The organism is Cloacibacterium sp. TD35, from assembly GCF_028864635.1.
GTDB lineage: Bacteria > Bacteroidota > Bacteroidia > Flavobacteriales > Weeksellaceae > Cloacibacterium.
Window position 1 is genome coordinate 319,852 of record NZ_CP104850.1, and the last position, 13,571, is coordinate 333,422.

At 32.4% G+C, this 13,571-nt stretch carries 13 protein-coding genes; 10 read left to right on the forward strand and 3 right to left on the reverse strand.

The features are described 5' to 3' along the window. The first annotated feature begins 24 nt into the window (after window positions 1-24). The 6 genes from N7277_RS01405 to ribA are packed head-to-tail and all read left to right on the forward strand — an operon-like array spanning window position 25 to window position 4,275. A complete protein-coding gene (locus tag N7277_RS01405) occupies window positions 25-819 on the forward strand; it encodes a DUF4292 domain-containing protein (protein WP_274780000.1) in 795 nt (264 codons plus the stop codon). Further along, window positions 816-2,357, forward strand: a complete 1,542-nt coding sequence (locus N7277_RS01410) for a murein hydrolase activator EnvC family protein (RefSeq protein ID WP_274780001.1) — start codon at window positions 816-818, stop codon at window positions 2,355-2,357. The genes N7277_RS01405 and N7277_RS01410 overlap by 4 nt, the downstream gene beginning before the upstream one ends. A 31-nt stretch (window positions 2,358-2,388) precedes the next feature. Continuing rightward, the gene (locus N7277_RS01415) at window positions 2,389-2,583 is read left to right on the forward strand and encodes a twin-arginine translocase TatA/TatE family subunit (protein ID WP_104794158.1); all 195 of its coding nucleotides are present in this window, start codon (window positions 2,389-2,391) and stop codon (window positions 2,581-2,583) included. A gap of 1 nt (window position 2,584) precedes the next feature. Beyond that, window positions 2,585-3,196: a DUF4254 domain-containing protein gene (locus N7277_RS01420; RefSeq protein ID WP_274780002.1), complete on the forward strand. Its 612-nt coding sequence runs from the start codon at window positions 2,585-2,587 to the stop codon at window positions 3,194-3,196. Between the two features lies 1 nt (window position 3,197). Then, window positions 3,198-3,650, forward strand: coding sequence for a hypothetical protein (locus N7277_RS01425; protein ID WP_274780003.1), 453 nt, complete (start codon window positions 3,198-3,200; stop codon window positions 3,648-3,650). Between the two features lie 25 nt (window positions 3,651-3,675). Next, window positions 3,676-4,275, forward strand: coding sequence for a GTP cyclohydrolase II (gene ribA / locus N7277_RS01430; protein ID WP_274780004.1), 600 nt, complete (start codon window positions 3,676-3,678; stop codon window positions 4,273-4,275). A 53-nt stretch (window positions 4,276-4,328) separates the two neighbouring features. On the opposite strand, the gene deoD is transcribed toward ribA, so the two are convergent. Together deoD and N7277_RS01440 are read right to left on the reverse strand one after the other, a co-directional pair. Further along, window positions 4,329-5,036 (reverse strand): purine-nucleoside phosphorylase, encoded by a 708-nt coding sequence (gene deoD / locus N7277_RS01435; protein ID WP_274780005.1) that lies wholly within the window; start codon window positions 5,034-5,036, stop codon window positions 4,329-4,331. A 153-nt stretch (window positions 5,037-5,189) separates the two neighbouring features. Continuing rightward, window positions 5,190-5,705 (reverse strand): hypothetical protein, encoded by a 516-nt coding sequence (locus N7277_RS01440; RefSeq protein WP_274780006.1) that lies wholly within the window; start codon window positions 5,703-5,705, stop codon window positions 5,190-5,192. 106 nt (window positions 5,706-5,811) lie between these two features. On the opposite strand from N7277_RS01440, the gene N7277_RS01445 reads away from it, so the two are divergent. The 4 genes from N7277_RS01445 to N7277_RS01460 all read left to right on the forward strand — a co-directional run bounded on the left by N7277_RS01445 (window position 5,812) and on the right by N7277_RS01460 (window position 10,953). Beyond that, window positions 5,812-6,582, forward strand: coding sequence for an alpha/beta hydrolase family esterase (locus tag N7277_RS01445; protein ID WP_274780007.1), 771 nt, complete (start codon window positions 5,812-5,814; stop codon window positions 6,580-6,582). A 125-nt stretch (window positions 6,583-6,707) separates the two neighbouring features. Beyond that, window positions 6,708-8,393, forward strand: a complete 1,686-nt coding sequence (locus tag N7277_RS01450) for a glycoside hydrolase family 3 protein (protein WP_274780008.1) — start codon at window positions 6,708-6,710, stop codon at window positions 8,391-8,393. Between the two features lie 94 nt (window positions 8,394-8,487). Continuing rightward, window positions 8,488-9,627 carry an N-acetyl-alpha-D-glucosaminyl L-malate synthase BshA gene (gene bshA / locus N7277_RS01455; RefSeq protein WP_274780009.1) on the forward strand — a complete coding sequence of 380 codons (1,140 nt, stop codon included), beginning with the start codon at window positions 8,488-8,490 and terminating at the stop codon, window positions 9,625-9,627. Window positions 9,628-9,693: 66 nt separating this feature from the next. Beyond that, window positions 9,694-10,953, forward strand: a complete 1,260-nt coding sequence (locus N7277_RS01460; RefSeq protein WP_274780010.1) for a DUF2851 family protein — start codon at window positions 9,694-9,696, stop codon at window positions 10,951-10,953. On the opposite strand, the gene N7277_RS01465 is transcribed toward N7277_RS01460, so the two are convergent. Beyond that, window positions 10,950-13,562, reverse strand: a complete 2,613-nt coding sequence (locus N7277_RS01465) for an MGH1-like glycoside hydrolase domain-containing protein (protein ID WP_274780011.1) — start codon at window positions 13,560-13,562, stop codon at window positions 10,950-10,952. The genes N7277_RS01460 and N7277_RS01465 overlap by 4 nt on opposite strands. Window positions 13,563-13,571 lie beyond the last annotated feature (9 nt).

Consider the following 13,571-nt stretch of genomic DNA (forward strand, 5'->3'; position numbering starts at 1 on the left):
AAGTAACATTTACAATCATAAAATATGAAAAATTATATACTTATCCTTATTTCATCATTAGCTTTATTATCTTGTAAAGCTAGAAAAACCGTAGAACCAACTCCAGCTCCTGCAGAAAATGTAAGTTCTAATAAAGCTTTTTTTGAAACAATTACTAAAAAAGATGCTTTTGAAAGTTTAAAAATTACCAGTAAAGTAAATGCGGAGACAGACAAATTTATTCCAACCATTGATGGAACATTTTACATAGAAAATGACCAAAAAATTTGGGCAAATTTCTCATTCCTTTTTATGTCTCAAGCAAGAGCCAATATTACTCCTACAGGAATCAAAGCCTACGAAAAAATAAATAAGACGTATATAGACTCTAATTTTGACTACATCAATAATCTTTTGAAAGTTAATTTCATAGATTACAGTGCTTTACAAAATTTACTTCTCGGTAAAACCTTTATTCCAGTCAATGAAAAAGATTATACTTTCTTACAAAATGAAAACGGTTATTTGCTTAATTCTGCTAAAAACCAAATCATCACGGTAAATGGCAAAACCAGTGAGTACAAAACTTCATTAGAATATTCTCCTGAATTGGCTTTGAAAAAGGTATTTTTACAAGATATTAAAAACAACAATAGCCTAGAAGTTAGCTATAATGATTATGAAACTTTAGGCTCACAAAAACTCCCAAAAAGTGTTAAAATAATTATAAAAGCACAGAAAACAGACCAAATTTTAATAGAAAATACGAAATTTGAATTTTTGAAGATGGAAACTCCTTTTTCCATTCCTACTAATTATACAAAGACAGAAATTAAATGATGCATAAGAAACTGAGTTTATTATTAGGATTACTAGCCTTTAGCATTTTCTTTTCTCAACAAGGAAGAAAAGAACAACTGCAAAAACAAAATTCAGAGCTAAAAAGACAAATTGCTACCATTAATGCTACTCTTGCAAAAGCCAGAGGAGAAGCAAAACTATCTCTTGCTTACCTTAATGATGTCAATAAAAAAATTGCACTCCGAGAAAGAGTTTATAATAACACTCAGAAAGAGAAAAGATTCATAGAAGATGACATCTACCTCCGTCAGTTAGAAATCAATAAATTTAACCGTGAACTAAAAGTTCTTCGTAAAGAATATGCTGATATTCTAGTAAAAGCATACAAGAACAAAGGTGTTCAAAACAAAGTAACCTTCATTCTTTCTTCCAGAGATTTAGGCGAAGCACTAAGAAGAGTACAATACATCAAGCAATACGGAGAATATCAAGATAAAAAAGCAGCTGAGATTAATCAAAAAGCAGCTCAAATCAAAAAATCCATCGGCTTAAAGCAAAAATCTGTAAAAGAAAAAGAAAACCTTCTTAATAAACAAAAACAAGAACTCGCTGTAATTCAGGTAGAAAGAAAACAAAAAGAAGTACTTCTAGAAGAGTTTAAGAAAAATGAAGCAAAGCTGGTTGCTGAACTTAAAACAAAGCAAGCCGAAAATAAAAAGGTAGAAAATGCCATCAGAAATCTCATCAATGAAGAAATAAAAGCAGCTAAAGCTAAAGCAGAAGCAGATAAAAAAGCAGAAGCAGAAAGAATAAGATTGGCAAAAATTGCCGCTGAAAAAGAAAAAGCAAAAATAGATGCTGCAAAAAAAGCAGAAACAGAAAGATTAGCTACTGAAAAGAAAAAAGCAGAAGAAGAAGAAAGAAAGGCGGCTAAAATAGCACGTGAAAAAGCAGAAGCAGAAAGAATTGCTAAAGAAAAAAATGATGCTAAAAAAATAGCAATAGCAGAAAAAGAGAAAAAAGAATCTGAAGAAAAAGCAAATGCAGCTAAAGCAAAAGCAGATGAAGCGAGAAATGCATCTCAAGCATTGGCAGATAAAACAGATAAAGAAAAAGCAGCTGTAGAAGAGAAAAAAATGAAAGACTTCGGTGTGGGAGCAATTACCGCAGGAAGTAACTTCGCAGCGAATAAAGGAAAAATGTCTTTCCCTGTTCCTTCTGGACAGGTTACCGAAAGATTTGGCAGACAACCACACCCAGTTTTCAAAGGAATTACTATTGAAAATAACGGGATAAAGGTTGTAGTTCCAAATGGAAGTAAAGCCAGATGTGTATTCCCAGGTGTTGTGAGCAACATTTTGGTAAGTGGTGGCGCAAAAACAGTATTGGTTAAGCATGGAGATTATTTCAGCATCTATGGAAACTTAGAAAATGTAAATGTTGCCAAAAACCAACAAGTCTCTGCAGGAACCACAATTGGAAGCATCGGAACCGATTTTGATGGGAATTTCGCCCTTGATTTTCAAATTTGGAATGGAGCCAATCCAGTTAATCCATTAGATTGGGTTTCGTATTAAAAAATCCTTACATTTGTAAAAAATTTTCAAAATGATTTCACCAATTATTATACTATCACTTTCTTGGCAGCATATGCTAATTGTTGCTGTAGTACTTTTATTACTTTTCGGAGGTAAAAAGATTCCTGAATTAATGAGAGGGGTTGGTAGCGGAATTAAAGAATTTAAAGACGCTGTAAAAGAAGACGAAAAAAAGCCAGAAGATAAATCTCAAAATCCTTCTTAAAATGTCTTTTACCGAACACGCTTGGAATATCTTCAACAAATCTGTTGAAGATTATCATTTACATGATAATGTAGACTTCCCTATCAATAATCCATTCGAAAATGGAAGTTTGGAACATCTTTTGTATACTAAGAATTGGATAGATACCGTTCAATGGCATTTAGAAGATATCATTAGAGACGAAAATATTGATCCGGTAGAAGCACTACAATTGAAAAGAACAATTGATGCTTCTAACCAAAAAAGAACTGATTTAGTGGAATATATTGACAGTTATTTTTTCCAAAAATATCAAAATATAACTCCTAAATCTGATGCTAAAATCAACACAGAAACTGTAGCTTGGGCAATTGATAGATTTTCAATTCTTGTTTTGAAAGTGTACCACATGAACCAAGAAGCTACTAGAGAATCTGCCTCAGAAGAACATAGAGCAAAATGTACAGAAAAGCTCAATGTACTTCTAGAACAGAAAAAAGATTTAAGCCAAGCGATTGATCAATTACTTTTGGATATAGAAAACGGTGATGTTAAGATGAAGGTATACAAACAAATGAAGATGTATAATGACGAAAGTCTTAACCCTATCCTTTATCAAAAATCTAATTCATAAAATGAGAAATATAATAAATTTACTTTTCGCCTTGCTTCTATTGACTTCGTGCTCGGTAGAAAAAGTAAATTTATCTCCTTTGTCTAATAGTTTTTCGAATTATTCTACATCAAGTAGTTTTTCAGAAGAAACGTATAAATCTATGGAAAGAGTGAATTACCTCTCTGAAATTACCAATACGCTTTCTGAATTTCCTGTTTTTAAAAATCAAAAACTAAATGCGGAAGTTTATAAAATGAAATTGCATATTTCAGACTATATATACGCAATCAAACAAAATAATAAAGAGGAAAAAACAAAGGCTTATAACAACTATACCAATTCTTATAAAACTATTCAGACCTTAAAAACAAGCCTTCAGAAAGACGACTTAGAATTAATGAATAGATATTTGGCTAAAATTAAAACAAATATTAGTCTTATAGATTCTTTCGATGGTAAAGAATCTAAGTAAATCTTACCTTTACACTAAAAATTAGATGATAACATTACAGGCAGAATCATTAGTTCCTACCGATTATGGAAACTTTAGAGTGATGGCTTTTTCTGATAGTGAAAAAGACTGGATGCCTCATATTGCATTGGTTGCAGAAAACACAGATTTTGCTAAACCTATAAATGTTCGTTTTCATTCAGAATGTATTACTGGAGAAGTTTTTCATTCTAAAAAATGTGAATGCGGTCAGCAATTAGATGCAGCCATGAAATTTATTCAAGAAAACGGAGGTATCATCGTTTATCTTCGTCAAGAAGGTAGAAACATTGGCATTATTAATAAGCTCAAAGCTTACGCATTACAAGAAAAAGGATTAGATACAGTTCAAGCGAATCTTCAATTAGGACTTCCTGCAGATGATAGAGATTTTAATGTAGCGATTGAAATTTTAAAATTATTAGACGTAAAAGAAATTAATCTTTTGACGAATAATCCTGATAAAATAAAATTTGTAGAAAACAGTGAAATTCATCTCAACAAAAGAATTCCACTTCAGATGGAAGCCAATGAAAATAGTAAAGAATATCTAAAAACTAAGAAAGAATATTTCGGGCATCTTCTAGATGACGAAACAGAAAAATAAAAAAACGCTTCGGTTAATTCCGAAGCGTTTTTTAGTATCTATTAGAGAATTTTTTAAAGTTTAATTCCACTTTCCAGAGCTAGAGTCATCATGGTTCTGAGAGCAGTTTCTCTTTGGTCTGCAGAAATTTCTTCACCTGTTGGAATAATATCAGAAACCGTCAAAATTGTTGCTGCATTTTTTCCTAAATGTTTAGCATTAGCAAAAAGTGCGAAAGCTTCCATTTCTACTGCTGGACAATTATACTTCTGTGCAATTTCAGGAACTCCTGGTGCTTTTCTATAGAAAACATCACTGGTGTGAATATTAGCTGCCTTGGTTTCAAGTGCCAATTCTTCAGCGGTTTCATTAATGACATCAAAAGCTTTTCCTTGGTGATAAATGATTTCTTCTTCCATTTCCCAAGCAAATTTAGCATAAGTAGACTCACTAGCTGCTCCATCTACATTAATCAGATCAAAAACATTAAGATCTGTGGTATATCCTCCACAAGTACCAATTCTGATAATGGTATCTACATCATATTCTGTAAACAATTCATAAGAATAAATCCCAATACTTGGCACTCCCATTCCACTTGCTCCTACAGAAATTTCCTTACCTTTATATAAACCTGTAAAATAAAAAATATTTCTGGTCTTGCTTACTAATCTTACATCTTCTAGAAAATTATCTGCTATGTATTTAGCTCTTAAAGGATCTCCTGGCTGTAATACAGTTTTTGCAATTTCGCCTTTTTTGGCACTGATGTGAACACTCATAATTTTAATTTTAAAAGGACAACAAAGGTAAGAACTTTTTGTGGGAAATAAATCTGATTTTTATTACCTAACAAAAAATCCCAGCAACTCATTTTGCTAGGATTTCTTTTTTGTGAAAAATTAATATATGGATGGTTTTGAATGATTTAGTGATTATTTTGGTTCTTTTAAATTAAAATATTTCACTACTGCATTATAATCTTCATAATCTACTTGAGAAGAAGTTCTGTTTGCTCTAGACGCAGGAACCAGCACAATTCTAAAAGTTTGATTGTTAAGATAAGTAGCTTTTTCTGTACTTGTCATTGTAGATTGATCAAAATTAGCTTCTGTTCTTACTTGCACTCTTTGCGTATCAAAAATAAAGTTGTAATCTAATTCTCTGTTATCACTTAAGTAAAAAGTTTTAGGTAAAAGTTGCCAAATTGCACTTGCTGAGCTGTTAGAATTGATATTTCTATACACTAAAACTACATCCGAAGAAGGAATACTTATGGCTTGGTCTAAAGCATAATTATTAGCAGAACTAAAAGTCCCAGTTACATCCTTCATCATAGGATAAGTGTCATTATCTTCAATATCTCTGTCTACCACTTCATTTATTTCGCAGCTCATCATCAATAATCCTCCAAAAATTGCAAGAACCATTAAAGTAAAATATTTTTTCATATCAATAATTTTTTATTTGTTATTAGTTTTTACATTCCAAGTTGCGTGCCAAAATATATTTTTAACTTTTTGGTTTAATTTTTATCAAAGATTTAAAGGATTTAAAATGAAAAACACAATCATTGCTTTCTTATTGATTTTCAACATAAAACTATTCGCCCAAACTGAAAAATTTTATCGAATTAATGGCGTAGAAAGAAAAGCAATTTTTTTTGAGCCAAAAATAAAAACAGAAAAAAATCCAGTAGTATTTGTTTTTCATGGACATGGCGGAAATGCGAAACACGCCAGTAGGAATCTTAATTTTCATCAAAATTTCCCCGAAGCGTTAGTCATTTATATGCAAGGAATTCCCGGAGTTACCAATTCTATTGTAGACAAAGAAGGAAAATACAATGGCTGGCAAATGAATCCTGATGAATTAGAAAACCGAGACGTAGAGTTTTTTGATGAAGTTTTTTCTCAAATTTCTAAAAATTACAACATTGATTTAGATAGAATTTATGCAGTAGGACATTCTAATGGTTCTAGGTTTGTAAATGTTTTATGGAAAATGCGACCAGAAATATTTGCCGCTTTCGTTACCGTTGCAGGTCCTGGAGGAAACTGGTTAAAATCTGCACCACAAAAATCTGTTTGGATCAGTTTCGGAAAAAATGATAAAATTGTTCCTTATAAGGTTCAAAAATTCTTTGCCAAGCAATATCTAAAATTCTTTGAAGCCCATGAAAGCACTGCTCAAACAGAAGACGAAATAACGGCTTATCAAACTTCTGAAAATAAAGAAATCATCATAGAAGACCGAAATGCAGGACACGAATTTCCACAAAATTCTATTCACCAAATGGTAGAATTCCTGAAAAGAAATCACAGATAATTGGTTCAAAAAAGGCTAATTCTGAGCATATTCTTAACTTTTAAAGATTTAAAATTTTAGAAATATATTATTTCTATAGCAATCACAAAAATATGTTTGTATTTTTGTTGAATAACATTGCTTTTATGAAATTCATCAAAAATATATTCACTTATTTATTCATTTTAATTTTCGCCAATCTTTCGGCACAATATTTTCCCAAAAACGCTCCAAAAAATTTAGAGCAAAAGGCCGAAAAACATGCTGATTCTCTGTATCAACAATTGTCTTTAGACGAAAAAATCGGGCAATTATACATTGTAGCTTTGTACAATAATCGTGGAGAAGAAGAAATTCAGAAAATTAGAAATTTGGTAGAAAAAGAAAAAATCGGTGGATTGATTCTCATGCAAGACAACGCTGAAAAACACATCCAATTACTGAATGAATTTCAAGGGAAATCTAGAGTAAAAATGATGATTGGCATTGATGGAGAATGGGGACTGTTCCAAAGATTTCCTACTGCACATAAATTTCCTTGGGCCATGACTTTAGGAGCTATTCAAAACAACTCTCTCATTTATGAAATGACTTCTAAAATAGCCGAGGACTGTAAAAGAATGGGTATTTATTGGGATTTCGCGCCAGTGGTTGATGTGAATACCAACCCAGCAAATCCTATTATTGGCAACAGAAGTTTCGGGTCAGACATTAATAATGTGATTGCGAAAGGTTTGGCTTATGCACAAGGTTTACAAGACAATGGTGTTCTCGCTTCTATGAAACATTTCCCTGGTCATGGCGATACAGATACCGATTCTCACTTAGATTTACCAGTAGTTTCACACAATTTAGAGAGATTAAATGCTATAGAGTTAGCACCTTTCAAAGCTTTGTTAGATAAAAAAATTGGCGGAGTGATGGTGGCACATTTATATGTACCAGCTATAGAAAAACAGTCTGGAATTCCCGCTTCTGTTTCTTATGACATCATTACCAACTTGCTCAAAAAATCATATCAATACAATGGTTTAATCATCACTGATGCGCTGAATATGAATGCTGTAGCGAAAAAATTTCCTGCGGGTGAATTAGATTTAAAAGCCTTCAAAGCAGGAAATGACATTATGCTTTTTTCACAAGACGTTCCGAACGGAAAATCTTTGATAAAATCAGCCTTAGAAAAAGGAGAAATCACCGAAAACCGTCTCGCAGAAAGCGTAAAGAAAATTCTGAAAACCAAATATTTATTAGGACTCCAAAATTTAAAATCTTTAAATCCTGAAAACATTAACGAAGATTTAAACAACGCTTCTCACGCAGAACTTTCTGAAAAATTGTACGCCAATGCAATAACTTTACTGAAAGACGAAAAAAATCTTTTGCCTTTAAATTGCAGCGAAACTTATTATTATCTTCCTTTGGAAGAAGCGCCGTTTCAGACTTTTGTAGAAAATTTGAATTTAGGAACTACCGTAAAAGTGATTTCAAAAACTGAAATTGCTCAAATTCCAGAAAATTCTACGGTGATTGTTGGTTTTCACAAAGACAATTCTACGGCTTACAAATCATATAAAATTTCACAGGAAAGCAAAGATATTTTGGCGGAATTAAGCAAAAAACAGAATGTTATTTTAGATGTTTTTGGTTCGCCTTACGCATTGAAAGATGTAGATATTTCTAAAATTTCTACGGTTTTGGTAAGTTATGAAAACAATGATTTGTCTTTGAAAGCTGCTGCAAAAGCACTTTTAGGAAAAACAAAAATTTCTGGAAAGTTACCAGTTATTGTCAATGAAAATTTGAAAGCAGGAAGCGGAATTGAGAAATAAAACAATAAATTTGATATGCTTCTAAGCATATACATAAATAATATATGAAATCCGAAGGATTACATTTGTCAAATAAAAAAATAATAAACTCCAAATGAAAATAGGAATCCTTTGTTATCCAACATACGGTGGTAGCGGAATCGTAGCTACAGAACTCGGAATGTCTCTTGCGAAAAAAGGCTATGAAGTACACTTCATTTCATCTGAATTACCAGCAAGATTAGACATGACTGACCCAAACATTTTCTTCCACAAAGTAAATGTACAGACTTATCCTTTGTTCAAACATCAACCATTTGATATTGCACTTTCTTCTACCATTTATCAAGTGGTGAAATTGTATAAATTAGATATTTTACATGCACATTACGCCATTCCTTATGCTTATGCTGCATTTTTCGCGAAACAAATGCTCAAAGAAGAAAACGCTGATATTCCGCTAGTTACAACGCTTCACGGAACAGACATCACTTTGGTTGGTCAACACCCAAGTTACAAACATGCGGTAGAGTTTTCAATTAATCATTCTGATAAAATCACCACCGTTTCTGAAAGTTTGAAAAGTGATACTCTGAAATTTTTCCAAATTACCAAAGAGATTGAAGTGATTACCAATTTTATTGATAATACCGAGTTTGACAATTTGCCTTGTTGCGAGAGACATCATTTTGCCGCTCCAGACGAAAAAATCCTGATTCACGTTTCTAATCTTCGTCCTGTTAAGAGAATTAAAGACGTTTTAGATATTTTCAACAAAGTTGAAAAATCAGTAAAATCTAAATTATTGATTTTGGGAGACGGCCCAGATGTAGAAGTAATCAATGAATTTATCAATGAAAACCCACACCTCATCAATAAGATTAAACTGCTGGGTAAAGTGGATAATTTATATCAAATTCTGAAGTTTGCAGATGTGTTTTTATTGCCTTCTGAACAGGAAAGTTTCGGTTTGGCAGCATTAGAAGCAATGGCCGCAGAAACTCCAGTAATTTCGAGTAATGCAGGTGGAATCCCAGAGGTAAACATTCAAGGAGAAACCGGATTTTTAGCAGAAGTAGGAAATGTAGAAGCCATGGCAAGTTATGCAATAAAATTGCTTTCAGACGATAAACTTCTGTCAAAGATTAAGAAAAACGCAAAAGCCAGAGCATTAGAATTTGACTTGGTCAATATTCTTCCGATTTACGAAAAAATGTATGAAGAAACGCTAGAAGAATTTCATAAAATGGCTTAACAATCATTCTCGCAGATTCTACAAAAAGTAAATCTGCGGGAAATAAAACTAAAAAACTAACCAACCATGAACGAAAATTTACTCCAATATCTTTGGAAGTATAAGATATTTTCCAAATTTGACTTCAAAGATACCGATGGAAGCCCAATCGAAATTCTTGATTTTGGAACCTTGAACACCAATTCTGGACCAGATTTTTCTTTGGCAAAAATTAAAACTAAAAACATCGTTTTAGCAGGAAACATAGAAATCCATGTGAAATCTTCGGATTGGTATTTTCACAGTCATGACCTCCAAAAAGACTATCAATCAGTAATTCTGCATGTTGTTTATTTTAATGATACGGATATTACAGAACTCAAAGAAGCTGGAATCCCTACTTTGGAACTGAAAGAGTACATTAATGAGGAGATTCTTGTAAAATATCAAAATTTAGAAAATCAATATCAGTTTATTCTGTGTGAAAAAATTTTTGATGCTCAAAAAATTCCATTTCTTTTTTCAGAAGAGACTTTACTCAAAAAATTAGATGAAAAATCTATAGAAATTGAACTTCTTTTGTCTCAATCTAAAAATAATTACGAAGCTGTTTTATTTCAAAAACTAGCCTATAGTTTTGGATTAAAAGTAAATGCGGAAATTTACCAGCAAATCGCCCAAAATATTGATTTTAAAGTCATTCAAAAAATTTCACAAAATCAATTTCAGCTAGAAAGTTTACTTTTTGGGAAAGGAAATATATTAGAAAAAGAAACCGAAACAAATCAAAAATGGAAGAGAGAATTTGAATTCCTGAAAACTAAATTTAAAATTTCAGAACAAACTTTTCCATTAAAATTTCTACGGTTAATGCCTCCTTCTTTTCCTACGATTCGGCTTTCTCAGTTGGCGATGCTGTATCATCTTCAACCAAATTTATTTTCTAAAATCATCCATGCAAAAAGCACCGAAGAAATAAAATCCTTCTTTGAAAAAGTAAAAACTTCAGAATTTTGGGAAAATCATTACACGTTCGAAAAAGCTTCAGAAGAAAAAATCGAGAAAAAATTGTCTGACGATTTCATAGAAATTCTTCTCATCAATGCAGTTTTGCCTATTATTTACACATATTTTAAAAATATAAACTCTGAAAAAACAGACCAAATTTTAGACTTTTACAAAAATCTGAACCCAGAAAAAAATTCTATCATCTCTTCATGGAAAAAACTGAACGTAAAATTTAGTTCAGCATTAGAAACCCAAGCGTTTTTGTATCATCATAAACATTTATGCTCATACAAAAACTGCTTGAATTGTAGTATTGGTCTTAAAATTTTAAAGACTTAATTTTTCAATCTCGGATGCAATAATTTGGCAACGGTAGAAGTCCAACCAGTTTGGTGGGAAGCTCCTACTCCACGACCATTATCTCCATGAAAATATTCGTAGAACATGATGTAATTTTTGAAATGTTCATCATGGTTTAATTTATCAATGTTCCCATTAAAAGCACGATTTCCGTTTTTGTCTGGCAAGAAAATATTGCACAATCTTTGACTCAAATGATCTGCCACATAATTTAGATTTTGGAAATTCCCGCTGCCCGTAGGAAACTCCACTTTCAAACTTTCGTCATAGTAAAAATGAAATCGCTGAAGACTTTCTACAATTAAAAAATTAATCGGGAACCAAATCGGACCTCTCCAGTTACTGTTTCCGCCAAACATACGGCTATCACTTTCCGCAGGTATATAATGCACAACGTGATTGATGCCATTAATTTCTAACTGAAACGGATTTTTTTCATACACTTTTGACATCGAACGAATTCCAAATTTACTTAGAAATTCTTTTTCGTCTAACATTCTATTCAGAATTTTGGTCAATCTCGTTTTTCTCAAAATACTCATAAGATGCTTCCTGCCTTTTCCTTCTACATCCCAATGCGAAACCAATTTGGCTAGTTCAGGTTTATTTTTCAGAATCCAATCCATTCTTTCGGTAAAATTAGGCAGTTTTTGAAGCATTTCGTGTTCTATCACTTCTACTGCAAACATTGGAATGAGACCTACAATACTTCTTAATTTTAAAGAAATTCCCGTTCCGTCGTTAAGCTGCAAAACGTCATAAAAAAATCCGTCTTCTTCGCTCCAAAGTCCATTTTTTCCTTCACCAAGATTTTCCATGGCTTCTGCAATGTAGAGATAGTGCTCAAAAAATTTAATCGCCATGTCTTCATAAACTGGATTATATAGTGCCAACTCCATAGAAATTCTCATCATATTCAGAGCAAACATCGCCATCCAAGAAGTTCCATCAGCTTGTTCTAAATATTCTCCGTTTTTAAACTGCATATTTCGGTCAAAAGCACCAATGTTATCAAGACCTAAAAATCCTCCACCGAAAACATTTTTCCCGTTTTTATCTTTTCGGTTTACCCACCAAGTAAAATTGAGCAACAGTTTCTGAAAAACACTTTCTAAAAATTGAATGTCTGGTTTTCCATTGATTTTTTCATCGATTTTAAAAACTCTAAAGGTGCTCCATGCGTGAACTGGCGGATTGACATCTGAAAAATCCCATTCATACGCTGGAAGCTGACCGTTAGGATGCATGTACCATTCTTTAGTCAATAATTGCAATTGATTTTTGGCGAAATCTGGATCTAAAATGCTAAAACTCACGCAGTGAAAGGCTAAGTCCCACGTTGCAAACCAAGGATATTCCCATTTATCTGGCATAGAAATAATGTCTTTGCAATTCATATGTTTCCATTCTACGTTTCTTACATGATGCTCAAAATTTCTTTCCACTGGGAAATTTGGGTCTCCATTTAACCATTTTCCAACTTTATAATGATAAAATTGTTTGTTCCAAAGCAATCCTGCAAAAGCCTGGCGCTGAACATTTTTTTCATCTTCACAAGTAAAATCTTTTTGAATTTCATAATAAAATTCATCTGATTCTTTTTTTCTTAATTCAAAAACCTCATCAAAATCAAAAAAAGCATTCTCCATTTTATGAGGAGACATTCTGAAATCAAAGGTTTTGGTTTCGCCACCTTCTAATTCCATATCGATTACAAAAGCAGCTTTCGTTCCGAATTTTTTAGGATTTACAGTATCTTCCTGATGAACAATATGATTATTAATTCCATCTTTAAAATATTTATTTTCAGATTTTTTTCCGAATAATTTTTCGGTATTGGTTTCATTTTCGCAGAAAAGAATTTTAACTGATTTATCACGAGAATAAAGTTTTTTCATTCCTAAACTCTCATGTTTTATTTCTATCTGTCCGCGATGGCGAGTTGTAAAATTAGGTTTATACTGACCATAACCCCAACTCCAGTTATTTCTGTACCAAAGTGTGGGCAAAATCACCAAGGTTGCTTTTTCTGTATTTCGGTTGGTGACGGTAACTCTGATTAAAATATCATCATGGTGAATTTTGGCATACTCTATAAAAATATCGAAATATTCATTTTGGTCAAAAACTCCCGTATCTATAATTTCGTATTCTGTTTCCTTATTGCTTCGCTCTGCATTTGTCTTGATTAAATCTTCGTAAGGAAAGGCATTTTGCGGATATTTGTACACCATTTTCATGTAAGAATGAGTAGGCGTATTATCTAAATAATAGAAAATTTCTTTAATGTCTTCACCATGATTTCCTTGATGGTTGCTCAACCCAAAGAAACGCTCTTTGACCATTTTATCTTTTTTATTCCAAAAAGAAAAAGCGAAGCACAAACGTTGTTTGTCATCAGAAATTCCCGCGATTCCTTCTTCTGCCCATCTGTAAGTTCTGCTTTCTGCGTCATCATGACCAGTTGCTCCCCAAGTATTTCCATCAAAGGAATAATCTTCTCTTACGTTTCCCCACTGTCTATTGCTTACATATGGTCCCCAAGTTCTATAATTTATATCTAGTAATCGTTGTTTTTCAGCATTCATAACCATTAT

Bases quoted from the DNA above. Each gene is read 5' to 3' on its own strand.
- N7277_RS01405 (WP_274780000.1), top strand. From the start codon at position 25: ATGAAAAATTATATACTTATCCTTATTTCATCATTAGCTTTATTATCT.
- N7277_RS01410 (WP_274780001.1), top strand. From the start codon at position 816: ATGATGCATAAGAAACTGAGTTTATTATTAGGATTACTAGCCTTTAGC.
- N7277_RS01415 (WP_104794158.1), top strand. From the start codon at position 2,389: ATGATTTCACCAATTATTATACTATCACTTTCTTGGCAGCATATGCTA.
- N7277_RS01420 (WP_274780002.1), top strand. From the start codon at position 2,585: ATGTCTTTTACCGAACACGCTTGGAATATCTTCAACAAATCTGTTGAA.
- N7277_RS01425 (WP_274780003.1), top strand. From the start codon at position 3,198: ATGAGAAATATAATAAATTTACTTTTCGCCTTGCTTCTATTGACTTCG.
- ribA (WP_274780004.1), top strand. From the start codon at position 3,676: ATGATAACATTACAGGCAGAATCATTAGTTCCTACCGATTATGGAAAC.
- deoD (WP_274780005.1), bottom strand. From the start codon at position 5,036: ATGAGTGTTCACATCAGTGCCAAAAAAGGCGAAATTGCAAAAACTGTA.
- N7277_RS01440 (WP_274780006.1), bottom strand. From the start codon at position 5,705: ATGAAAAAATATTTTACTTTAATGGTTCTTGCAATTTTTGGAGGATTA.
- N7277_RS01445 (WP_274780007.1), top strand. From the start codon at position 5,812: ATGAAAAACACAATCATTGCTTTCTTATTGATTTTCAACATAAAACTA.
- N7277_RS01450 (WP_274780008.1), top strand. From the start codon at position 6,708: ATGAAATTCATCAAAAATATATTCACTTATTTATTCATTTTAATTTTC.
- bshA (WP_274780009.1), top strand. From the start codon at position 8,488: ATGAAAATAGGAATCCTTTGTTATCCAACATACGGTGGTAGCGGAATC.
- N7277_RS01460 (WP_274780010.1), top strand. From the start codon at position 9,694: ATGAACGAAAATTTACTCCAATATCTTTGGAAGTATAAGATATTTTCC.
- N7277_RS01465 (WP_274780011.1), bottom strand. From the start codon at position 13,562: ATGAATGCTGAAAAACAACGATTACTAGATATAAATTATAGAACTTGG.